This is a genomic window from Arthrobacter sp. P2b (assembly GCF_900168295.1).
Taxonomy (GTDB): domain Bacteria; phylum Actinomycetota; class Actinomycetes; order Actinomycetales; family Micrococcaceae; genus Arthrobacter.
Genome location: NZ_FVZL01000002.1, coordinates 361,222 through 384,084, shown reverse-complemented (window position 1 = coordinate 384,084; position 22,863 = coordinate 361,222). Strand labels below are relative to the sequence as shown.

22 protein-coding genes are annotated in these 22,863 nt (G+C 66.5%); 21 read left to right on the top strand and 1 reads right to left on the bottom strand.

The features are described from left to right. Positions 1-72 precede the first annotated feature (72 nt). The 13 genes from rpsD (at position 73) to nusB (ending at position 11,888) form a co-directional block, all read left to right on the top strand. Entirely contained in the window at positions 73-699 is a 627-nt protein-coding gene (gene rpsD / locus B5520_RS06355; RefSeq protein ID WP_043454433.1) for a 30S ribosomal protein S4, read from the top strand. Between the two features lie 145 nt (positions 700-844). Further along, positions 845-1,219: a DUF948 domain-containing protein gene (locus tag B5520_RS06350; protein ID WP_079596215.1), complete on the top strand. Its 375-nt coding sequence runs from the start codon at positions 845-847 to the stop codon at positions 1,217-1,219. Positions 1,220-1,236: 17 nt separating this feature from the next. Continuing rightward, positions 1,237-1,467: a DUF6167 family protein gene (locus tag B5520_RS06345; protein WP_254865486.1), complete on the top strand. Its 231-nt coding sequence runs from the start codon at positions 1,237-1,239 to the stop codon at positions 1,465-1,467. Positions 1,468-1,592: 125 nt separating this feature from the next. Further along, positions 1,593-4,271: an alanine--tRNA ligase gene (gene alaS / locus B5520_RS06340; RefSeq protein ID WP_079596412.1), complete on the top strand. Its 2,679-nt coding sequence runs from the start codon at positions 1,593-1,595 to the stop codon at positions 4,269-4,271. 7 nt (positions 4,272-4,278) lie between these two features. Continuing rightward, a complete protein-coding gene (gene ruvX, locus B5520_RS06335) occupies positions 4,279-4,878 on the top strand; it encodes a Holliday junction resolvase RuvX (protein WP_079596213.1) in 600 nt (199 codons plus the stop codon). After that, complete coding sequence (gene mltG / locus B5520_RS06330) at positions 4,875-6,485, top strand: endolytic transglycosylase MltG (protein WP_079596212.1); 1,611 nt, start codon at positions 4,875-4,877, stop codon at positions 6,483-6,485. The genes ruvX and mltG overlap by 4 nt, the downstream gene beginning before the upstream one ends. Further along, entirely contained in the window at positions 6,482-7,342 is an 861-nt protein-coding gene (locus B5520_RS06325; protein ID WP_079596211.1) for a shikimate dehydrogenase, read from the top strand. Before mltG ends, B5520_RS06325 begins: the two co-directional genes overlap by 4 nt. A 25-nt stretch (positions 7,343-7,367) precedes the next feature. Continuing rightward, positions 7,368-8,567 carry a chorismate synthase gene (gene aroC / locus B5520_RS06320; protein ID WP_079596210.1) on the top strand — a complete coding sequence of 400 codons (1,200 nt, stop codon included), beginning with the start codon at positions 7,368-7,370 and terminating at the stop codon, positions 8,565-8,567. Next, entirely contained in the window at positions 8,567-9,136 is a 570-nt protein-coding gene (locus B5520_RS06315) for a shikimate kinase (RefSeq protein ID WP_079596209.1), read from the top strand. Before aroC ends, B5520_RS06315 begins: the two co-directional genes overlap by 1 nt. Continuing rightward, positions 9,133-10,224 (top strand): 3-dehydroquinate synthase, encoded by a 1,092-nt coding sequence (gene aroB, locus B5520_RS06310; RefSeq protein ID WP_079596208.1) that lies wholly within the window; start codon positions 9,133-9,135, stop codon positions 10,222-10,224. The genes B5520_RS06315 and aroB overlap by 4 nt, the downstream gene beginning before the upstream one ends. Then, positions 10,224-10,742 carry a hypothetical protein gene (locus tag B5520_RS06305; RefSeq protein WP_079596207.1) on the top strand — a complete coding sequence of 173 codons (519 nt, stop codon included), beginning with the start codon at positions 10,224-10,226 and terminating at the stop codon, positions 10,740-10,742. The genes aroB and B5520_RS06305 overlap by 1 nt, the downstream gene beginning before the upstream one ends. 172 nt (positions 10,743-10,914) lie before the next feature. Continuing rightward, positions 10,915-11,478, top strand: coding sequence for an elongation factor P (gene efp / locus B5520_RS06300; RefSeq protein ID WP_050054941.1), 564 nt, complete (start codon positions 10,915-10,917; stop codon positions 11,476-11,478). Further along, positions 11,478-11,888: a transcription antitermination factor NusB gene (gene nusB / locus B5520_RS06295; protein ID WP_079596206.1), complete on the top strand. Its 411-nt coding sequence runs from the start codon at positions 11,478-11,480 to the stop codon at positions 11,886-11,888. The genes efp and nusB overlap by 1 nt, the downstream gene beginning before the upstream one ends. Positions 11,889-11,986: 98 nt before the next feature. Here nusB and B5520_RS06290 read toward each other — a convergent pair whose 3' ends face one another. Then, positions 11,987-13,264, bottom strand: coding sequence for a PrsW family intramembrane metalloprotease (locus B5520_RS06290; protein ID WP_079596205.1), 1,278 nt, complete (start codon positions 13,262-13,264; stop codon positions 11,987-11,989). A 179-nt stretch (positions 13,265-13,443) separates the two neighbouring features. On the opposite strand from B5520_RS06290, the gene pyrR reads away from it, so the two are divergent. The 8 genes from pyrR (at position 13,444) to mihF (ending at position 22,834) form a co-directional block, all read left to right on the top strand. Further along, the gene (pyrR, locus tag B5520_RS06285) at positions 13,444-14,031 is read left to right on the top strand and encodes a bifunctional pyr operon transcriptional regulator/uracil phosphoribosyltransferase PyrR (RefSeq protein WP_079596204.1); all 588 of its coding nucleotides are present in this window, start codon (positions 13,444-13,446) and stop codon (positions 14,029-14,031) included. Continuing rightward, positions 14,028-15,053, top strand: coding sequence for an aspartate carbamoyltransferase catalytic subunit (locus B5520_RS06280; RefSeq protein WP_079596203.1), 1,026 nt, complete (start codon positions 14,028-14,030; stop codon positions 15,051-15,053). Before pyrR ends, B5520_RS06280 begins: the two co-directional genes overlap by 4 nt. Continuing rightward, entirely contained in the window at positions 15,053-16,387 is a 1,335-nt protein-coding gene (locus tag B5520_RS06275; RefSeq protein ID WP_079596202.1) for a dihydroorotase, read from the top strand. Before B5520_RS06280 ends, B5520_RS06275 begins: the two co-directional genes overlap by 1 nt. After that, on the top strand, positions 16,387-16,908 hold the full coding sequence (locus B5520_RS06270; RefSeq protein ID WP_079596201.1) for a PH-like domain-containing protein: 522 nt from the start codon (positions 16,387-16,389) through the stop codon (positions 16,906-16,908). The genes B5520_RS06275 and B5520_RS06270 overlap by 1 nt, the downstream gene beginning before the upstream one ends. A 79-nt stretch (positions 16,909-16,987) precedes the next feature. Next, a complete protein-coding gene (gene carA / locus B5520_RS06265; protein WP_254865485.1) occupies positions 16,988-18,238 on the top strand; it encodes a glutamine-hydrolyzing carbamoyl-phosphate synthase small subunit in 1,251 nt (416 codons plus the stop codon). Then, positions 18,238-21,552: a carbamoyl-phosphate synthase large subunit gene (gene carB / locus B5520_RS06260; protein WP_079596200.1), complete on the top strand. Its 3,315-nt coding sequence runs from the start codon at positions 18,238-18,240 to the stop codon at positions 21,550-21,552. The genes carA and carB overlap by 1 nt, the downstream gene beginning before the upstream one ends. Further along, entirely contained in the window at positions 21,545-22,405 is an 861-nt protein-coding gene (gene pyrF / locus B5520_RS06255; protein ID WP_079596199.1) for an orotidine-5'-phosphate decarboxylase, read from the top strand. The genes carB and pyrF overlap by 8 nt, the downstream gene beginning before the upstream one ends. A 111-nt stretch (positions 22,406-22,516) precedes the next feature. Beyond that, on the top strand, positions 22,517-22,834 hold the full coding sequence (mihF, locus tag B5520_RS06250) for an integration host factor, actinobacterial type (protein WP_176156798.1): 318 nt from the start codon (positions 22,517-22,519) through the stop codon (positions 22,832-22,834). Positions 22,835-22,863 lie beyond the last annotated feature (29 nt).

Sequence of the window (22,863 nt, the reverse complement as noted above, 5' to 3'; positions counted from 1 at the left end):
CAGCGGTTGGCCGATGCTCTCCATCGTGGAGGCCAGTAACACTGACACACCGCAGATATTGGAAGGACACAAGTGGCTAACAACACTCGTGCTCGCCGTCAGGCCCGCCTCTCGCGGTCCCTCGGCATCGCTCTGACCCCCAAGGCCGCCAAGTACATGGAGCGCCGCCCGTACGGCCCCGGTGAGCATGGCCGCGCCCGCAAGAAGCAGGACTCCGACTACGCCGTACGTCTGCGCGAAAAGCAGCGCCTGCGCGCCCAGTACGGCATCCGCGAAGCACAGATGACCCGTGCCTTCGAAGAAGCACGCCGCACCAAGGGCCTGACTGGTGAGAACCTCATCGAACTGCTCGAAATGCGCCTTGACGCCCTGGTCCTGCGTGCCGGTTTCGCCCGCACCATCGCCCAGGCCCGCCAGCTCGTTGTGCACCGCCACATCATGGTTGACGGCATCCGCGTTGACCGTCCGTCGTTCCGCGTCGGCGAGGGCCAGCTGGTCCACGTTCACAGCCGCAGCGAAACCATGGTTCCGCTCCAGGTTGCAGCAGCCGGCGCCCACCGCGACGTCCTGCCCGCCGTTCCGGCCTACCTGGACGTCAAGCTCGAGGCACTGCAGGCCCGCCTGGTCCGCCGCCCCAAGCGCTCCGAAATCCCGGTGACCTGCGAAGAGCAGCTCGTCGTCGAATTCTACGCACGCTAATCCCAGCAGCGTATCCAAAGAAGCCCGTGGCAAGCGCCACGGGCTTCTTTGTATGTAAGGTACTTGGGGGACATCCGCGGAATGCGCTTTTCGGCGCCGCGTGCAGGATGTTGCGAACCACAGAATTTCGAGGAGATGAACGTCTATGTCTGGTGGCGATATTGCCGGCCTGATCGCTGCCGGGGTGTTTGCGCTGCTGGTGCTGCTGCTCGCCGTGCCCATCCTGAAGCTCGGCAAGGTCTTCGACGAGGTACGGACTGCCATCCGGTCCATCAGCGACGGCGCCACGCCCCTGATGGATGAGGTTACCGCCACGGTCTCTACCACCAACCAGCAGCTGAAGAAGGTGGACGGCATTTCGTCCAACGTCTCGGACGCCTCCGCCAACCTCTCGGCTTTGTCCTCCCTGGTTGCCGCCACCGTCGGCTCGCCGCTCATCAAAGTGGCTGCGTTCAGCTACGGTGTCCGCACCGCGCTGGCCAACCGCAAGAAGCCCGCTGCCGGCCGCCGCAGCCGCTAAGTCCTGAAAGATCTAAAATGAAACGACTTGTTTGGATGGGAATCGGCGTGGCCATCGGAGTCATCGCCTTCCGCAAGGTGAGCGAAGCGCAGTCCAACCTGGGGCCCGAAGGCCTCAACCGGGCAGTGGGGTGGCTGGCGGACGGTGTCTACGACTTCGCCGACGCCGTCCGGAGCGGAATGCGGGAACGGGAAACGGACCTGCGGACCGCGCTCGGCGTCGAATCCGGGGAAGTGGCCCGCCGCTGACCCGCAGGCAGCCGCCGGCCAACCGCCTGAACCACCGGCAGGAACCGCACACCTGGGGTCCTGCCACCTGAACGAATATTTCCGCGCCGTCCAATGCGCGGACCAAGAAGGGTATGAAACAGCTCATGAAGTCGCAGGAGATCACAAAGCGCTGGGTTGACTTTTTTGTCAGCAAGGGCCACACAGCGGTTCCCTCCGCGTCGCTGGTCTCCAGCGACCCCTCGCTGCTGTTCACGGTGGCCGGCATGGTGCCGTTCATCCCCTACCTCACGGCCCGCGAAGAAGCCCCCTACTCCCGCGCCACCAGCGTGCAGAAGTGCATCCGCACCGGCGACATTGAGGAAGTGGGCAAGACTGCCCGGCACGGCACGTTCTTCCAGATGTGCGGAAACTTCTCCTTTGGCGACTACTTCAAGGAAGACGCCATCAAATTCGCCTGGGAGCTGCTCACCAAGAGCGTTGACGACGGCGGCTACGGACTTGCGCCCGAACTGCTGTGGGTGACGGTCTACGAAGAGGACGACGAAGCCAAGGAACTCTGGCTGAAGAACACCGGTGTTCCCGCCGAGCGGATCCAGAAGATGGGCAAGTCGGACAACTACTGGCACACCGGCCAGCCCGGCCCGGCCGGCCCCTGCTCGGAAATCTACTACGACCGCGGCCCTGCCTACGGTGTTGAAGGCGGTCCGCTGGCGGATGAAACCCGCTACATCGAGATCTGGAACCTCGTGTTCATGCAGTACCAGATCGAAAATGTGCGTTCCAAGGAAGACTTCGATGTTGTGGGCGAGTTGCCCAAGCGCAACATTGACACCGGCCTTGGCATGGAGCGCCTGGCCATGATCCTGCAGGGCGTCGAAAACATGTACGAGACGGACCAGGTCCGGCCCGTCATCGACAAGGCCGCCGAGCTGTCCGGCAAGGAATACACCTCCGCCGAAACCGACGAGGATCCGCACCACACGGACGACGTCCGGATGCGCGTCGTCGCCGACCACATCCGCTCCGCCCTGATGCTGATTTCCGACGGCGTCACCCCCTCCAACGAAGGCCGCGGCTATGTCCTGCGTCGCCTCATCCGCCGTGCCGTCCGTTCCATGCGGCTCCTGGGTGTGGAGCAGGCCTGCCTGCCCGAGCTGCTGCCCGCCTCACGCGACGCCATGAAGGGCGTTTACCCGGTAGTCGAAACCGACTTCGCACGGATCAGCCGCATCGCATACGCGGAAGAGAAAGCCTTCCTGCGCACCATCGCCTCCGGCACCGCACGCCTGGAAGACGCCGTCAAGGAGTCCAAGGCCGCGAACAGGCCGCTGTCCGGCGCAGACGCATTCACCCTGCATGACACCTACGGGTTCCCCATCGACCTCACCCTCGAAATGGCTGAGGAAGCCGGGCTCAAGGTTGACGAAGCCGCGTTCCGCAGCCTGATGCAGGAGCAGCGCCAGCGCGCCCAGGCCGACGCGAAGGGCAAGAAGGGCGGCCACGCCGACCTCTCTGCCTTCCAGGAGATCCTTGGCCAGGGCGAGACGGTCTTCACCGGCTACACCGAGCTCGACGGCGAATCCCGCGTCCGCGGACTGCTCGCCGCTGGACGTCCGGTCCAGCAGGCCGCAACGGGCGACGAAATCGAACTGGTGCTCGCGGAAACCCCGTTCTACGCCGAAGCGGGCGGACAGGCAGCCGATACCGGCCTCATCACCGGCGATGGGTTCGTCGTCGAGGTCCTCGACGTCCAGCGCCCGCTCAAGGGCCTGAGCGTGCACAAGGCGATCGTCCGGGAAGGCGAAATCGGCGCCGACTCCCTGGTCCGCGCCGCGGTGGACCGCGACCGCCGGCACGCCGCGGAGCAGGCCCACACCGGCACGCACATTGTGCACGCTGCGCTGCACCAGATCCTTGGCCCCGAAGCCACCCAGCGCGGCTCCTACAACAAGGCCGGCTACCTGCGCTTCGACTTCGCCTGGGGCGAGGGCCTGAGCACTGCCACCCGCTCGGAAATCGAGGAAGTCTCCAACCTCGCCATCCGCAACAACTACTCCGTGGAGACCAAGGTGATGGGACTGGCCGAGGCCAAGGCCCTGGGTGCCATGGCACTCTTCGGCGAAAACTACGGCAGCGAAGTCCGCGTGGTGGAGATCGACGGCGCCTGGTCCCGCGAGCTCTGCGGCGGAACCCACGTCGCCAACACCTCGCTGATCGGCAGCCTCTCCCTGCTGGGGGAGCAGTCCGTCGGTTCAGGAAACCGCCGGGTGGAGGCCTTCGTGGGCATGGACGCCTTCCGCCACCTGGCCGCCGAGCGCGCGCTGGTGACGGAGCTGACCGACATGCTGAAGGTTCCCTCCGGGCAGCTCGCCGACAGGATCGCCGCCACCCTCGCCAAGCTCAAGGCCACCGAGAAAGAACTGGACCGCCTCCGCAAGGAGCAGCTCGCAGCCTCCGCCGCACAGCTGGTGAACAGCGCCAGGGACGCCGCAGGCGTCAGCGTTATCGCCCATGACGCCGGCACGGTCAGCGGCGCCGACGACCTCCGCGGCCTCGCCCTTGACCTGCGGAACCGGCTCGGCTCCGCAGCAGCCACCGTAGCCGTCGCAGGTGTGGCGAACGACCGGCCCATGATCCTGGTGGCAACCAACGAGGCAGCACGTGCCGCCGGCGTCAAAGCCGGCGTCCTGGTCCGGCTCGCTGCCGGCATCCTTGGCGGCGGCGGGGGCGGCAAGGACGACGTCGCCCAGGGCGGCGGCACGGACGCCGGCAAAGTGGGCGCTGCCCTGGCAGCGGTCGTCGACGCCGTCGAACGGCGCTAACCCTGCCATGACCAATCCTGCAGCTGCCGGCGGCTACCCCCAGGGCGTGAAACTGGGGGTGGACGTGGGCACCGTCCGGGTGGGCGTGGCCATCTGTGACCGCGACTCCATCCTGGCAACGCCCTACAAAACGCTGGACCGCAACGCCAAAAAGAACTCGGACGTCCGCGTCATCGCCAAGCTTGCCGAGGAACTGGAAGCCGTGCAGGTCATCGTCGGTTTGCCCCGCACCATGAAGGGCGAAGAGCACTCGTCCGCACGGATGGCCACGGAGTACGCCCTGCTGGTGGCCACCGAACTGGCGGCCCGCGGTCTGACGGTGCCCGTGAACCTCGTGGATGAACGCCTGAGCAGCGTCACCGCCCACCGCAGCCTGCACGAAGCTGGCATGAGCAGCAGGAATCACCGTAAAGTAGTTGATCAGGTCGCGGCGGCAGGTATCCTTCAGCACGCCATCGACATGCAGAAAGCCAGGGGAGCGGATGTCGGCTCACGCGTGACACCGCCTTCCCCGTCCGTGGGCCTGGGGGTCGGCGAGATGGACGAGTCCGTCCGCGCTACCCCGGGGGACACGGCCCCATCTTCAGATAATGGAAGGCAACAGTGAGCCCTGCCAACATTGACGACGCTTCCGGCCCCTTGGACGCCGGGGCAGCGAGGCCGCTGACCCGCAAGGAAATACGGGCACGCGAAAAGAGCCTCAACACCGGCGGCCAGGGAACTGTTCCCGAGCAGGCGTACGAGACCGGACACGATGTTCCGCCACTGCCCGATGAACCGCCGGCCGTGCCCGCACCGACTGTTCCCGAGGCTCCCGTTGCTGAGCCTGTGACAGCGGCCCAGCCGGTACCGGCCGCTCCCCAGGCACCCCCGTCCATCCAGGAGGCGCTTCCGGACGAGGCGGACCACCAGGATGATGCGCATGACGCCTACGCCGAACCTGCCCTGGTGGGCCACCAGTATGCCGCAGACACGCAGTATGCCGACCATGCCCACCACACGGGCGGGTACGACTACCCGGACCATGGCCAGGAATATGGTGAGGCCGCCCATCATGACGTCCACCACCCGACCCACTACGAGGCGCATCACGACGGCGGTACGCACCATGAGTTCCTTCCCGGGTCGTCGGCGGCGCAGGTAGCGGCCAAGCCGTCAAAGAAGGTGCGGCGCCGCCGCAGGCTGCTGGCGCTGTTCCTGACGCTCGCCGTCTTCGTTACCGCTGTAGCGGTGGGAGCGCAGTTCCTGAAGCCCCTCCTTGGCACCGACAAGCCCAGCGACTTCCCGGGCCCGGGTTCAGGCGAAGTGCAGGTGACCGTCGACAATGGCGAGGGCACCCGGTCGGTTGCCGCCGACCTCGAAAGCAAGGGAGTGGTGGCCAACGCCGACACGTTCCTGCAGGCGTTCGCCGCTTCCGGGGGAATATTGTCGCCGGGCGACTACACCTTCAAGGCCGAGATGAAGAATTCGGACGCCGTCAACGTCCTGCTTGGCAAGGACAAGACAAAGGTCATCTACTTTGCCCTGAGTGCAGGACTGCGTGTTGGCGAATCACTGCAGGCCATCTCCGAGGGATCCGGCGTTTCCGTGCAGGACCTGCAGGCATTGAGTGACCAGCCGCAGCAGTTCGGCCTGCCCGCGAACGCGAAGAACCTCGAAGGGTACCTGGCCCCGGGTGAGCACCGGTTCCCGCTTGGCACACCGGCGAAGGACATCCTGCAGGCACTGGTCAAAATAACCGTCGACGAACTCGTATCGCAGGGGATCTCGGATCCTGCCAAGCAGTACGAGGCCGTCATCGTCGCCAGCATTGTGCAGGCAGAGGGTGGCCAGGCCGAATACGGTGACGTGGCAGGGGCCATCTACAACAGGCTCAAGCCCAACGACCAGACCAACGGCTTCCTGCAGGTGGACTCGGCCGTCACCTACGGCCTGGGAACCAAGAGCTACAACTTCACGGACGAGCAGCGCCAGGACAGCTCCAACCCCTACAACACGTACGCAAACCCCGGCCTTCCGCCGGGCCCCATCGGTTCGCCGGGCAAGACCGCCATCGATGCGGCCGCCAGGCCCAAAACCAATGATTACCTGTACTGGGTGACCATCAACCTGGATACCAAGGAGACCAAGTTCTCCCGCACGCTGGCGGAACACAACACCTACGTGGAGCAGTACAACGCCTGGTGCATGGCAAACGTGGGCCGCTGCGCATGAGCCTGCGGGCTGCCGTCCTGGGCCACCCGATCAGCCACTCGAAATCACCGGCACTGCATCTTGCCGCGTACGCGCAGCTGGGGATCGGGATCAGCTACACGGCCATCGACGTCACCGAAGGCCTGCTGCCTTCGCTGATGGGACAGATCCGTGACCAGCAGGGCTGGCGCGGGCTCTCGGTGACCATGCCGTTGAAGACCGCCATGCTCAGCCAGGTGGATGAGGTACGGGGCGTCGCCAGGACGCTGGGCGTGGTGAACACGGTTTCCTTCGAAGACCATAATGGGACGCGGAAATCCATCGGCTCCAACACCGATGTGGCCGGCATCGTCAACGCGGTCCGCCACGCCGGCAGCGCAGCAGCACCTTCAGCCGTCGTCCTCGGGGGCGGGGGGACTGCTGCATCAGCCGTCGCTGCCCTCAAGGAACTCGGGACGGCCCACGCCCAGGTCTTTGTCCGGGACACGTCCCGCACCGCAGACGTACGCGCGGCAGCGGAATCCCTCGGCGTGGACCTGGAGATCCGCAGCCTCACTGACGCTGCCCGCCCCACGGCAAGTGCCGACGTCGTCATCTCCACCCTGCCGCCGCGTGCGGCGGACGGACTTGCGGCTGAAGTGGCGGCGCTGAAGACTCCTACCCCTGGCGTGCTGCTGGACGTGGCGTATGATCCCTGGCCCAGCCTGATAGCCACGGTGTGGCAGTCAGGCGGCGGCGCCGTGGTGCCCGGCCTGGAAATGCTGCTGTACCAGGCCGTGGAACAGGTGCGCCTTTTCACGCGCCGTGGAGATGACGTTAATGCAGCTGTCATAGATGTGATGTGTGACGCAGTCGGCCTTCCCCGACGGGCGTTGTGACCGCCCTAGTGGCAGGATGGAAATTATGTTGCGTTGGTTGACTGCCGGGGAATCCCATGGTCCGGCTCTGATGGGAATTATTGAAGGCGTCCCCGCCGGTGTGGAAATCACCAGCGGGCACATCGCCGACTCCTTGGCACGCCGCCGCCTGGGCTACGGCCGCGGCGCACGCATGAAGTTCGAACAGGACGTTGTGACCATCCTGGGCGGTGTCCGCCACGGACTGACCCAGGGCGGTCCCGTCGCGATCCAGGTGGGCAACACCGAGTGGCCCAAGTGGGAGCAGATCATGTCCGCGGATCCGGTGGATCCCGAACTGTTGGCCGACCAGGCCCGTAACGCGCCCCTGACCCGGCCCCGGCCGGGCCACGCCGACTTCACCGGCATGCAGAAGTACGGGTTCGACGAAGCCCGCCCCGTCCTGGAACGGGCCAGCGCCCGGGAAACCGCAACCAGGGTTGCCATGGGCACGGTGGCTGCGCAGTTCCTCAAGCACCTCGGAATCGAGCTGGTCAGCCACACCGTCTCCATCGCCAGCGTGACGGTCCCCGAGGGCCGTCCGCTGCCCGTTCCCGCCAACGTCATCGCGCTTGACGCCGATCCGCTGCGCTGCTTCGACCGGGAAACCTCGGACGCCATGGTGGCTGAGGTGGACGCCGCGCACAAGGAAGGCGAAACCCTTGGCGGCGTCGTGGAGGTCCTCGCCTACGGCCTTCCCCCGGGACTGGGCAGCTACGTGCACTGGGACCGCCGGCTTGACTCCAGGCTCGCCGCCGCCCTGATGGGCATCCAGGCCATCAAGGGAGTGGAAGTAGGCGACGGTTTCCGCACCGCAGCACGCCGCGGTTCCGCCGCGCACGACGAAATCGTCCGGGACGCCGACGGCAGGATCGTCCGCACCACCAACCGCGCAGGCGGCATTGAAGGCGGCATGAGCATTGGTGACGTCCTCCGCGTCCGGGCCGCCATGAAGCCCATCGCCACCGTGCCCCGGGCACTGAAGACCATTGACATCAGCACCGGCGAGCCCGCCAAGGCCCACCACCAGCGTTCCGACGTCTGTGCCGTCCCGGCCGCCGGCGTGGTGGCCGAAGCCATGGTGGCGCTGGTCCTGGCCGAGGCCGTGACCGAGAAGTTCGGCGGAGACTCCGTGGCGGAAACCGCCCGGAACATCAAGGGTTACCTGGACGGGATTCCGGCCTCCCTGGACTCGATCGGACAGTAGTGCCGCACCGCAGCAATACCGGTCCTGTCGGCGACCGGCCGATTGTCCTGATCGGTCCCATGGCAGTCGGCAAATCCGCCATCGGGCAGCAGCTGGCCCAGCAGTTGGGTGCCCCGTTCGTGGATACCGACGCCGTCATCGTGGCGGGGCACGGGTCCATTGCCGATATCTTTGCCGGGCGGGGGGAACATGCTTTCCGCGAGATTGAGGCCCGAACCGTGGCCAACGCCGTCGAAGCTGCCGAAGGGACCACCAGCGTGATCTCGCTCGGGGGCGGCGCCGTCCTCGACTCCGGGACCCAGCAGCTGATTGGCCGCTGTACGGTGGTCTACCTCGAATGCGACGCCTCCACGGTGGCCAGCCGCATCGCCCGCAATTCCGGGCGGCCGCTGCTGGCCGGTGACGCCATGGGCCGCTGGACAGCAATGTTCGCCACCCGCAAGCCGGTCTATGAACGGCTGGCAGACATCACCCTGGACGTGCGCCAGGGCTCGGTTACCGAGCTTGGCGCCCGGCTCGAAGCAGCACTGCGGACCTACGCAGCTGCCCAACAGGAAGTTGAAAAGTGAGCACCGAATCAACAGTGATCAAGGTCACCGGCGAATCCGCCGCCAATAACTACGACGTCGTCGTTGGACGCGGGCTGCTGGGTGAACTTCCCGGGCTGCTGGGTGAGCGCGTCCGGCGGGTCCTGGTGATCCACCCCCGGGCGCTGCGGCTTACCGGCGACACCGTCCGCGACGAACTGGCGGAAGCCGGCTTCACCTCACTGACGGCCGAAATACCGGACGCCGAGGAAGGCAAGCACATCCAGGTCGCCGCTTTTTGCTGGCAGGTGCTGGGGCAGAACGATTTCACCCGCTCCGACGCCATCGTTGCCGTCGGCGGCGGCGCGGTCACGGACCTTGCCGGTTTCGTGGCCGCCACGTGGCTGCGCGGCGTCAAGGTCATCCACATGCCCACCAGCCTGCTCGGCATGGTGGACGCCTCCGTTGGCGGAAAGACCGGCATCAACACCGCCGAGGGCAAGAACCTTGTGGGCGCCTTCCACCCGCCCGCGGCGGTCCTCGCCGACTTGGACACACTGAACACGCTGCCCAAAAATGAGCTGATTTCCGGCATGGCCGAGGTCATCAAATGCGGTTTCATCGCCGACCCGGCCATCCTGGACCTGGTGGAAAAAGACACCGCCGCCGTCGTGGACCCGCAATCGGACACGCTCCGGGAACTCATCGAGCGGGCCATTGCCGTTAAGGCGAATGTGGTCTCCCAGGACCTGAAAGAGTCGGGACTGCGTGAGATCCTCAACTATGGCCACACCCTCGGCCACGCCATCGAACTCGTGGAACGCTATTCCTGGCGGCACGGGGCCGCGGTATCCGTGGGCATGATGTTCGCTGCCGAACTGGCGCGCAGCGTGGGGCGCCTCAGTGACGCGGATGCCGACCGGCACCGCAGCATCCTGGACGGCATGGGGCTTCCCGTCACCTACCGCCGGGACCGTTGGCAGGGCCTCCTGGACGGCATGCGCCGCGACAAGAAATCCCGCGGCGACCTGCTGCGCTTCGTTGTGCTGGACGGCGTGGCCAAACCGGGGATACTTGACGTCCCGGACACGTCCCTCCTTTTCGCCGCCTACCAGGAGATTGCTTCCTGATGCAGGGCGACATAACAGGAACGGCTGACTGGCCGGAAGCCGGCTTCCCCGGGATCCGGATCAACCCGGAGACCCTGCTGCCGGAAATCGTCAACGAGGACGCATGCCGTGCCGCTTTGGCGGACTCCACCGATCCGGCCGACCGGATCTTTGTCCTGATCGTCGAGGGACATGCTTCGGAAGCGGCGGAACTCCTGGCAGAGGCCCGCTTCAACGATCCCGAGTCATTCCGCCTGCGGACTTTCGAGGCCGAGGTGCTGCGGGTTACCCACCGGACGGACCGCGCCCTGGAGCTCTTCCGCCAGTTGCTCGGTGAGTTCCAGGGGACCGACCGTGAAGCCCTGGTCCTGCATTACCTGGGCAAGACGCAGTACACGGCCGGCCACATGTCCGCGGCCGTTGAGGCATTCACCCGCGCACTGGACCTCCGGGTTGCCCAGTCGGCCGACGCAGCCCTGATTTACTCGTCAACGGTGGCCCTGCAGCGGGCGCGGGACGCTTTGGACCTGGCCTGCTGAATCCGGTTTCCCGGGCCGCCGGCAAGCTGCCGCGTATTTACCGGTAGAATAGTTTTTGGATTTTTTCGAACCACGCGATTTTTGACAAACACGCGCCGGCAAGCCGTATGGCCTGCCTGGCCGGCATAGAACGTCTGACCACGTAACCAGACACAGAAACCAGAGGAAACCAGTGGCAACCACTAACGACATCAAGAACGGAACGGTCCTGAAGCTTGAGGGCCAGCTCTGGAACATCATTGAATTCCAGCACGTCAAGCCGGGCAAGGGCGGAGCCTTTGTGCGGACCAAGATGCGCAACGTGATGTCCGGGAAGGTTGTGGACAAGACGTTCAACGCCGGCCTCAAGATCGAGACCGCCACGGTGGACCGCCGCGACTACCAGTACCTGTACCAGGACGGCGCAGACTTCGTCTTCATGGACACCTCCGACTACGACCAGATCACGGTCTCGGGCGCCACGGTTGGCGACGCCACCAATTTCATGCTCGAAAACCAGATGGTCAACATCGCCATCCACGAGGGCACCCCGCTCTACATCGAACTGCCGCCCAGCGTTGTGCTGGAGATCACCTACACCGAGCCGGGCCTGCAGGGCGACCGCTCCTCCGCAGGCACCAAGCCGGCCACGCTCGAAACGGGCTACGAGATCCAGGTCCCGCTGTTCATCGAGAACAACACCAAGGTCAAGGTGGACACCCGCGACGGCAGCTACCTCGGCCGGGTCACCGAGTAGTGAGCGCACGCGGTAAAGCCCGCAACAGGGCGCTGGACGTTCTTTTCGAGGCCGAGCAGCGCTCGGTGTCAGCTTTCGACGTCCTCCGGGCGCGCAGGGAAAAGACCGACCAAATCATCAATCCCTACACACTGGAAATCGTCGAGGGCGTGCTGTCCCAGCAGGCCGCCATCGATGAGTTCCTGGAAACCTACTCGCAGGGCTGGAGCCTGGAACGGATGCCGTCCGTGGACCGCATCATTTTGCGGATCGGCACCTGGGAACTGCTCTACAACGACGACGTCCCGGACGGCGTGGCGGTCAGCGAAGCCGTGGCACTCGCCAAGACGCTTTCCACCGACGAGTCGCCCCAGTTCATCAACGGACTCCTGGGCCGGCTGCAGCAGCTGAAGCCTTCGCTGCTCGCCTAGCCAGGCGCGGCCACCCGGCACACCGGCACAAGGGCCGGCTTCCACCACCGTGGAGGCCGGCCCTTTCGCTATTAACTAAGGATTCCGCCGTCGGGGCCTCAGGCGGCGACTGCCGCCCGCAGGGCAACGATACGCTGCAGCTGCTGCCGTTCCTCAGCCTGGTGCAGCTGGACGTCGCGTCCGCTCAGGATGCGCTGCCTGGTGTTCGCCAGGTGCGTCGCGGCCTTCAGGAATTCCTTCATCTGCCGCTTCCTGCCATAACCGCCCGCCCAGCTCAGGGCCGAGCGCCGGCCGCCCAGCGTAGCGAGGAGCTCCACCTCGGCCGGGGTGAACCAGCCGGCGGCGGAGTATTCCAGCAGCCGCTGGCGCGTCAGGCGCTTCTCGGCCACCCGCAGCAGGACGATGCTACCCACCGCGAGGAAAAGGATTGGCACCTGGACCAGGATGTAGTCCACCAGGAAGCCCTGGCCCATGCTGTTCCAGCGGTTGTGCAGGAACATGGCCGGCAGCAGCCCCACAACGAAGGCGGCCACCGAGGCGCCCGTATGCCAGCGCCTGGCGGCGAAACCCATGATGAGCCCCGTGCTGCCCGTGAAGATCGCATGGGCGAACGGGGACATCACGCCGCGGAGGAAAAAGACCTGGGCAAAGTCGCTTGCCGGGCTCGCCGATTCCGCAATCGCCCGCCCGAAGTACAGGATGTTTTCGGTGAAGGCAAAGCCGCCCGCGATGGTGAACGCGAACACCACACCGTCCACGGGCCCGTCAAAATGCCTCCTCGCGAAAAGGAGAAGCAGGAGCAGGCCGAGGGACTTGGCAAACTCCTCGACGATGGGCGCCTGCACGGTCGCCATGTACGTCTGCAGGTCAGGGACGTCCGAAAACTGGAAGGTGAGCACAAAAAACGGCTGAATGAGGAGCGTGACGGCGATGGACACAGCGGCGCCCCAGGTAAAGGCAAAGAACAGCAGGCGCTTCGGCTCGGGTTCCCACTTGTCGATGACGTAGACCGCAAGGAGCACCGCCGACAGCGGGAGCAGCGAGGCCAGGAATCCAATCAGGAAACCCGCCGTGCCGGTGTTGGACAGCAGGAACGGCATCACCAGGAACAGGCTGAGGAACGCCAGCGCGCTGCCGGCCACGGTGAGGCCCAGCAAGCCGCCGCGGGTCCGGGCCGCACGTACTGCCGCGCCCTGGAACTCCGGCGGAACCACCGCATTCACGGGCCTGCCCTGATGGCCCGGCGCAGGGCGGTAGTTTTCCGGCTCAACGTGCCCCATCCAGCTGGGATTCGCCTCGCGGGGGAGCGGCCCGGACCTTCCGAAGTGTGGATCTTCCGGCGGGCCCTGGTATGGCTGGCGTGGATACATCGACATATCCGAAAGCCTAGGGGGGAGGCGTCGCCGCACCAAGGACCCGGCTGCGGTGGCGCCGCGGATGTGACCAGCACCGCGTCCCGCCGGCACCGGCCGGCCGGAGCCCATGTGGTAATTTTGGTACGCACATGATCCTTTTTTAATTCCGTCCTGTGAGGCGGGGAAAGGGGAGACGAGCGTTGACTTCTGTCACCAGCGCACCGGTTCCAGCCAGGGTAGTCCTTAGCCAGGCGGACATTGACCGGGCCCTCACTCGTATCGCCCATGAGATCCTCGAGGCCAACAAGGGTTCCCAGGACCTCGTCCTGCTGGGCATTCCACGCCGCGGCTATCCGCTGGCAGTCCGGCTCGCCGAAAAAATCGCCGCCGCGGACAACACTGTTGACGCCGCGGCCATCGTGGGCCAGCTCGACGTCACCATGTTCCGGGACGACCTCTCGCACCAGGGGACACGCCCGCCCTACCCCACCAAGCTGCCGCGTACGGGCATCGACAACAAGGTGGTGGTCCTGATCGATGACGTCCTCTACTCCGGCCGCACCATCCGCGCAGCCCTGGACGCCCTCATCGACCTCGGACGCCCCCGCATCGTCCGGCTCGCCGTGCTGATCGACCGGGGCCACCGCGAACTCCCCATCCGCGCAGACCACGTGGGCAAGAACCTCCCCACCTCCTCCGCCGAAAAAGTCCGGGTCCGGCTGGAAGAAACGGACACGCCCGCCGGCGGCACCCCTGTCAACGAAGTAGTGATCGAAGGCGGCTCGTGAAGCACCTGCTCTCCACCCAGGACCTCAGCCGGTCGAACGCCATCCGGATCCTGGACACCGCCGAGGAAATGGCGGCCGTCGGCGACCGTGAAGTCAAAAAGCTCCCCGCCCTGCGCGGCCGCACGGTGGTGAACCTCTTCTTCGAGGACTCCACCCGCACCCGCATCTCCTTCGAAGCGGCCGCCAAGCGCCTCTCCGCGGACGTCATCAACTTCGCCGCGAAGGGATCCTCGGTGTCCAAGGGCGAGTCCCTCAAGGACACGGCCCAGACGCTCTCCGCGATGGGTGCGGACGCCGTCGTCATCCGCCACTGGGCCTCCGGAGCACCGCACCGGCTGGCCGCGACGGACTGGATCGACGCCGGCGTCATCAACGCCGGCGACGGCACCCATGAACACCCCACCCAGGCACTGCTGGACGCCTTCACCATGCGCCGGCACTGGTCGCGCCTGGCCGGCACCGGGTCCGAAGGCGCCGATCTCTCAGGAATGCGCGTCGCTATCGCCGGCGACGTCCTGCACTCCCGGGTTGCCCGCTCCAACGTCTGGCTCCTGCGCACCCTCGGCGCGGATGTCACCCTGGTGGCGCCGCCCACGCTGCTGCCCATCGGCGTCGAAAAATGGCCCTGCAAGGTCAGCTACAACCTGGACGAAACCCTCGAAGGCGGAGTCGACGCCGTCATGATGCTCCGCGTCCAGGGCGAACGGATGAACGCGTCATTCTTCCCCACCACCCGCGAATACTCCCGCCGCTGGGGCTTCGACGACACCCGCCTCCGGTCCCTCGACAAGCTCGGCATGAAGGACACCATCATCATGCACCCCGGCCCCATGAACCGCGGCCTGGAAATCTCGGCAGCCGCCGCTGACTCACCCCGCTCCACCGTGCTGGACCAGGTCCGCAACGGAGTGTCGGTGCGGATGGCCGCCCTCTACCTGCTGCTCTCCGGGGACACCCGCGAACCAGCCGCCACTCCCGCCCTGGCCTACGCCGGCACCCATTCCACCAAGGAGACCAACTGATGGCAGGCAACACCGGAACCTATCTGATCCAAGGCGCCTCCATCCTGGGCGGTGAACCGGCGGACCTGCTGATCCGTGACGGCATCATCGCCGAAACCGGCAACGGCCTTTCAGCCGACGGGGCCACGGTGATCGACGCCGCCGGCCTGGTGGCACTCCCCGGCATGGTGGACGTGCACACGCACCTCCGCGAGCCTGGCCGCGAGGACGCCGAGACGGTGGAAACAGGAACCCGCGCAGCAGCGCTGGGCGGCTACACGGCCGTCCACGCCATGGCCAACAGCACCCCCGTGGCGGACACCGCAGGCGTGGTGGAGCAGGTCTACTCGCTGGGCCGGACGGCCGGCTGGGTGGATGTGCGGCCTGTCGGCGCAGTCACCGTGGGCCTCGCGGGGGAGCAGCTGGCCGAACTTGGCGCCATGGCCGATTCCCGCGCCCGGGTCCGCATGTTCTCCGACGACGGCATCTGCGTCCACGATCCCGTCCTCATGCGCCGCGCCCTGGAGTACGTCAAAGCGTTCGACGGCGTGGTGGCCCAGCACGCGCAGGAGCCGCGGCTGACGGCCGGTGCCCAGATGAACGAAGGCGAGGTGTCCGCCGTACTGGGCCTCACCGGATGGCCCGCGGTGGCAGAGGAAAGCATCATCGCCCGCGATGTCCTGCTGGCCCAGCACGTGGGCTCCCGCCTGCACGTGTGCCACGTCTCCACAGCCGGCTCGGTGGAAATCATCCGCTGGGCCAAGGAACGCGGCATCAACGTCACCGCCGAGGTGACGCCGCACCACCTGCTGCTGACCGATGACCTGGTCCGCAGCTACGATCCCGTCTACAAGGTCAACCCCCCGCTGCGCACGGACGCGGACGTCCAGGCATTGCGCGCAGGGCTGGCAGACGGCACCATCGACGTTGTGGGTACCGACCATGCGCCGCACCCCAGCGAGCACAAGGAGTGCGAGTGGGCGCAGGCCGCCATGGGCATGACCGGCCTGGAAACCGCCCTGTCCGTGGTGCAGCACACCATGATTGAAACCGGCCTGATGGGCTGGGCGGACTTCGCGCGCGTCACCTCCACCGCGGCGGCACGCATCGGCCGGCTCGAGGACCAGGGCCGTCCCCTGGAAGCAGGGGAACCCGCCAACGTCATCCTGGTGGATCCCGCGGCGCGCTGGACCGTGGACCCGTTCCGCATGGCCACCATGGGCCGCAACTCGCCCTTCAAGGGCCGGGAGCTGCCGGGCAAGGTGGTGGCCACCTTCTTCAAGGGACACCCCACCGTCCTGGACGGCGAACTCAACACCCCGTTCCCGCATGCGGCGTCCGCAGGCGCCGCCTGATGGATACCCAGCTGCTCTCGCTGGCCATCACGCTGGCACTCATCGCCGTCGCGTTCGGCCTCATTTGGATGGGGTGGCGGAACCGCCTGAAGCGCCAGTCCGACGTCGAACAGCTGCCCCCCGTGCTCACGGAACCCGGCGAGCCCCTCGCCGTCGCGGAGGGCCAGTATATTGCGACCACCACCGGCGGCGACTGGCTGGACCGGATCGCCGTGCACGGCCTCGGCATCCGCACCACGTCCACCCTCGCGGTGTACCCGCACGGAGTCCTCTTCGACCGCTCCGGGGCCCCGGCGCTCTACATCCCGGCCACCTCCCTGCACGGCGTACGGCAGGACAGCGGCATGGCCGGCAAGTTCGTCGAGAAGGACGGCCTCCTGGTGGTGACATGGGTGCTCGGCCCCCATGAGCTGGACACCGGGTTCCGCACCCGCCGTGCCGCGGACAAGGACGTGCTGTTCACGGCACTCCAGCAATTGATCTCCTCAGCCCCGGCGGCCGACGCCAACAGTGGAAAGTAAGACAGTGACGGACCACGCAGCGACCACACCAGCAGCGAACCAGACAGCAGCCACAGACCCAGCAGTGAAAGCGAATACAGTGACAGCAACCACCTCCGCTCCGGCAGTCCTCGTCCTCGAGGACGGCCGCATCTTCCGCGGGACCAGCTACGGAGCCACCGGAACCGCGTTGGGCGAAGCCGTCTTCGCCACCGGCATGACCGGGTACCAGGAAACGATCACGGACCCCTCCTACGCCCGCCAGCTGGTGGTCCAGACCGCCCCTCACATCGGCAACACCGGCGTCAACAGCGAGGACGCCGAATCCCGCCGCATCTGGGTTGCCGGCTACATCGTCCGCGACGCCGCCCGCCGGCCCTCCAACTGGCGCTCCGAGCGTTCCCTCGATGAGGAACTGACCGAGCAGGGGATCGTGGGCATCCAGGGCGTTGACACCCGCGCCATCACCCGCCACCTGCGCGAGCACAAGACCATGCGCGCCGGCATCTTCTCGGGCGACGCCGCGCAGGCAACGGACAAGGAACTCCTCGACGCCGTCCTGGCCAGCGCCCCCATGGAGGGCGCCCGCCTGGCGGAGGAAGTCAGCGTGGACGAGGCCTACGTCGTTGATCCCAAGGACCACGGCTGGGACGGCGACGCGCGGTTCAGCATCGCCGCGATCGACCTCGGCATCAAGGCCATGACGCCCATCCGGTTTGCCGAGCGCGGCGTGCGCGTCCACGTCCTCCCGGCCACCGCCACCCTGGAAGACGTCAAGGCCGTCAACCCGGACGGTGTCTTTATGTCCAACGGCCCCGGCGACCCCGCCACCGCCGACGTCCAGGTGAAGCTGCTCCGCTCCGTCCTGGACGAGAAGCTGCCGTACTTCGGCATCTGCTTCGGAAACCAGATCCTGGGCCGCGCCCTGGGGTTCGGCACCTACAAGCTCCGCTACGGCCACCGCGGCATCAACCAGCCCGTGATGGACCGCCGCACGGGCAAGGTGGAGATCACCTCGCAGAACCACGGCTTCGCCGTGGACGCACCGCTCGACGGCGCCACGCAGGCTCCGGAGGAACGTTACGGGCGCGTCGAGGTCAGCCACGTCAGCTTGAACGACGACGTCGTTGAAGGCCTCGCCTGCCTGGACATCCCGGCCTTCTCCGTGCAGTACCACCCGGAGGCAGCCGCCGGCCCGCACGACGCCGCCTACCTCTTCGACCGCTTCATCGAGCTGATGGAGGGAACCCGGGACGGCAGGACCGCCAACCTGTCCAAGGAGCCTGTGGACTCCGTGCATAATCCGATCGAACGCAACGCCGCTGACAACAAGACTGAGGACAAGAAGTAATGCCCAAGAGAACTGACCTTAAAAGCGTTCTGGTCATCGGATCCGGACCCATCGTGATCGGCCAGGCGGCCGAATTCGACTACTCCGGCACCCAGGCGCTGCGCGTCCTCAAAGAGGAGGGCCTCCGGGTCATCCTGGTGAACTCCAACCCGGCCACCATCATGACCGACCCCGAGTTCGCCGATGCCACCTACGTCGAGCCCATCACCCCCGAGGTGGTGGAGAAGATCATCGCCAAGGAACGCCCGGACGCCGTGCTGCCCACCCTGGGCGGACAGACCGCGTTGAACACCGCCATTGCGCTGGACAAGAACGGCGTCCTCGAGAAGTACAACGTGGAGCTCATCGGCGCCAACATCGCCGCCATCGAACTGGGCGAGGACCGCGAGAAGTTCAAGGGCGTGGTGGAGCGCTGCGGCGCAGAATCGGCCCGCAGCCACATCATCCACACCATGGACGAGGCCCTCAAAGCCGCCGAGGACCTGGGCTACCCCATGGTGGTCCGCCCCTCCTTCACCATGGGCGGCCTGGGCTCCGGCCTGGCCTACAACGAGGATGACCTCCGCCGCATCGTGGGCCAGGGCCTGCAGTACAGCCCCACCAGCGAGGTGCTGCTCGAAGAGAGCATCCTCGGCTGGAAGGAATACGAGCTCGAAATGATGCGCGACAAGAACGACAACGTCGTTGTTGTCTGCTCCATCGAGAACTTCGACCCCGTGGGCGTCCACACCGGCGACTCCATCACCGTCGCCCCCGCGCTGACCCTCACCGACCGTGAATACCAGCGGCTGCGCGACATCTCCATCGCCGTGATCCGGGAAGTGGGCGTGGACACCGGCGGCTGCAACATCCAGTTCGCCATCGACCCCGCCACCGGCCGCGTGGTGGTCATCGAGATGAACCCCCGCGTTTCCCGCTCCTCGGCACTGGCGTCCAAGGCCACCGGCTTCGCCATCGCCAAGATCGCCACCAAGCTGTCGCTGGGTTACACGCTGGATGAAATCCCCAACGACATCACCCAGAAAACGCCGGCATCCTTCGAACCCACCCTCGACTACGTCGTCGTCAAGGTTCCGCGCTTCGCGTTCGAGAAGTTCCCGGCCGCGGACAACACCCTCACCACCACCATGAAGTCGGTGGGCGAAGCCATGGCCATGGGCCGCAACTTCACCGAAGCCCTGCAGAAGGCCCTGCGCTCACTCGAGCAGAAGGGCTCTCAGCTGAACTTCAGCAGCGTCCCGGAATGGGAAGTGGCAGAGCTGATCGAAAAGGCCAAGCGCCCCACCACCGAGCGCCTGCACCAGGTCCAGCGCGCCCTCCTGGGCGGCGCCACCGTAGAGCAGCTCTTCGAGGCGACCAAGATCGACCCCTGGTTCCTCGACCAGCTCCAGCTGCTGAACGAGATCTCCCACGAGATCCGCCAGGCCGGCGCCCTCACCAAGGAGATGCTCCAGCGCGCCAAGCGCCACGGCTTCTCCGACGAGCAGATCGGTGCGCTCACCCACAACCCGGAGGCCGTGGTCCGCGGCGTCCGCCAGGCACTGGGCATCCGTCCCGTCTACAAGACCGTGGACACCTGCGCCGCCGAGTTCGCCGCGTACACCCCGTACCACTACTCGGCCTATGACGAGGAGGACGAGGTGGCGCTGCACTCCAAGCCGTCCATCCTCATCCTGGGTTCCGGCCCCAACCGCATCGGCCAGGGTATTGAGTTCGACTACTCCTGCGTCCATGCCTCCATGGCACTGCGCAAGGCCGGCTACGAGACCGTGATGGTCAACTGCAACCCGGAAACCGTCTCCACCGACTACGACATCTCCACCCGCCTGTACTTCGAGCCGCTCACGCTCGAGGACGTGCTGGAGGTCATCGCTGCGGAGGAACGCACCGGCGGCGTCATGGGCGTGTTCGTGCAGCTCGGCGGCCAGACACCCCTGAAGCTCGCGCAGCAGCTGGCTGACGCCGGTGTTCCCATCCTTGGCACGTCACCGGAGGCCATCGACCTCGCCGAGCACCGCGGAATGTTCTCCCGCGTGCTGGACAAGGCCGGACTCATCTCTCCGAAGAACGGCACCGCCGTTTCCTTCGAGGACGCCAAGAAGATCGCGGATGAGATCGGCTATCCCGTGCTGGTGCGCCCGTCCTACGTCCTGGGCGGCCGCGGCATGGAAATCGTCTACGACGAGCCCAACCTCTCCCGCTACATCGCCAACGCCACGGAAATCACCCCGGACCACCCGGTGCTGATCGACCGGTTCCTTGAGGACGCCGTCGAAATCGACGTCGACGCGCTCTTTGACGGCACGGACATGTACCTGGGCGGCATCATGGAGCACATCGAGGAAGCCGGCATCCACTCCGGCGACTCCGCCTGCGTCCTGCCGCCCATCACCCTTGGCAGCAACGTCCTGGAGCGGGTCCGCACCGCAACCCGCGCCATCGCCGAAGGCGTGGGCGTGCGCGGCCTGATCAACATCCAGTTCGCGCTGGCATCCGACGTCCTGTACGTCCTGGAAGCCAACCCGCGCGCGTCCCGCACCGTGCCCTTCGTGTCCAAGGCCACCGGCGTCCAGATGGCCAAGGCCGCAGCCCTGATCGGCACCGGCGTGACCATCAACCAGCTGCGCACTGCCTACAAGATGCTGCCGGAAACCGGCGACGGCTCCACCCTGCCCCTGGACGCCCCCGTCTCGGTCAAGGAAGCAGTCCTGCCGTTCAGCCGCTTCCGTACCCTGGAAGGCAAGGTCGTCGACTCCCTGCTCGGCCCGGAAATGCGCTCCACCGGCGAGGTCATGGGCATCGACAAGCACTTCGACACCGCCTTCGCCAAGAGCCAGGCCGGCGCCAACAACGCCCTCCCCACCGAAGGCAAGATCTTTGTCTCCGTGGCCAACCGGGACAAGCGCTCGGTGATCATGGGCGTCAAGCGCCTCTCGGACCTCGGCTTCGAGATCGTCTCCACCGGGGGCACGGCGGACGTCCTGCGCCGCAACGGCATCCAGGCGACACCCGTCCGCAAGGTGGCAGAGGGCAGCAGCGCCGAAGGCGAAGGCACCATTGCCGATCTCGTCATCGCCGGCGAGATCGACATGGTCTTCAACACCCCGTCCGGCGGCGAAGCCCGCAGCGACGGCTATGAGCTCCGTGCCGCCGCAACGTCCATCGGCATCCCCTGCATCACCACGGTGGCCGAGTTCAACGCCGCGGTCCAGGCCATTGAAGCCATGCGTACCTACGAGTGGTCCGTCACCAGCCTGCAGGAGCACGCCGCGGCGTTGGCGGCCTCGCAGAAGGCGGCCCTCCAGCATGCCTGAGCAGGTATCCGCAGCCGGCCGGGAGTCTTTCGGCTCCCGGCTGGGCGCGGCCATGGCCGCCCGCGGCCCGCTGTGCGTGGGCATCGATCCGCACCCTGCGCTGTTGAAGAGCTGGGGGCTGGACGACGACGCCGCCGGGCTGCGGCGCTTTTCGCTGACAGTCCTGGAGGCGGTGGCTTCGCTCGCTGCCGCGGTCAAGCCGCAGGTGGCCCTGTACGAACGCCACGGCTCGGCCGGGATGGCTGTGCTGGAAGAGCTTCTTGCTGCCGCCAGGGATGAAGCGGTGCTCACCATCGCCGATGCCAAGCGCGGCGACATCGGGTCCACCATGGCCGCCTACGCCGACGCCTGGCTCCGCGACGGATCCCCGCTGGCCGCGGATTCTGTCACCCTCAGCCCCTACCTGGGGTTCGAGTCGTTGCGTCCCGCCCTGGACCTGGCAGCGGAGACCGGACGGGGAGTGTTCGTCCTCGCCCTGACCTCCAACCCCGAGGGTGCCTCGGTCCAGCACGTTGGGGGAGCTGACTCCGTGGCGCGCCGGATCACGGAGGCAGCAGCCGCGGAAAACGCCCGCTATCAGGGGAGCCTCGGCTCCGTCGGGCTGGTGGTCGGCGCAACCGTCGGGTCCGCCCTGACCGAACTGGACCTGGACCTGGCGGCCGTGCGCGGCCCCATCCTGGCCCCGGGACTGGGAGCCCAAGGGGCAACGCCGGCGGACCTTCGGGCCACATTCGGGGCTGCTTACCGGTACGTTCTGGGCACCTCCAGCCGGGACATCCTCTCGGCCGGGCCTGACCTGCACGGACTTCGTGAAGCTGCCCTGCGGACGCTGGACGGGCTGCGCGCCGAATAGCGCTCCGTTTCGCGTTTTGCATTGATTCAGGCAGCACCAAAGGGTAGTTTCAGGACAGGTCCAAGGGCGGCCGCCCTTGGACATAATCCGCCGAATCCGGGGGTGTCCTTCATGGTGCTGAGACCGCTATCCGCGACGGAACGGGCTGACGCCCTGAACAAGGCAGCCGCGGCCAGGGCTACCCGGGCCGCTGCCAAGGAAAGCCTCAAAAACGGCGAGAGGTCCGCGGCGGACATCATCAACTCCGCCATGGAGGATGACGCCCTGGCGCGGATGCGGGTTTCAGAGCTCCTTGAGGCACTGCCGGGGATCGGCAAGGTCCGGGCTGCGGCAATTATGGACCAGTTGGGCATTGCGACGTCCCGCAGGGTCCGCGGCCTGGGCGTGCACCAGCGCCGGGCGCTGGTAGATTTTATAGACGAGCATTAGGGCGGCCTGCGGCCGGCCATCCCCGAACT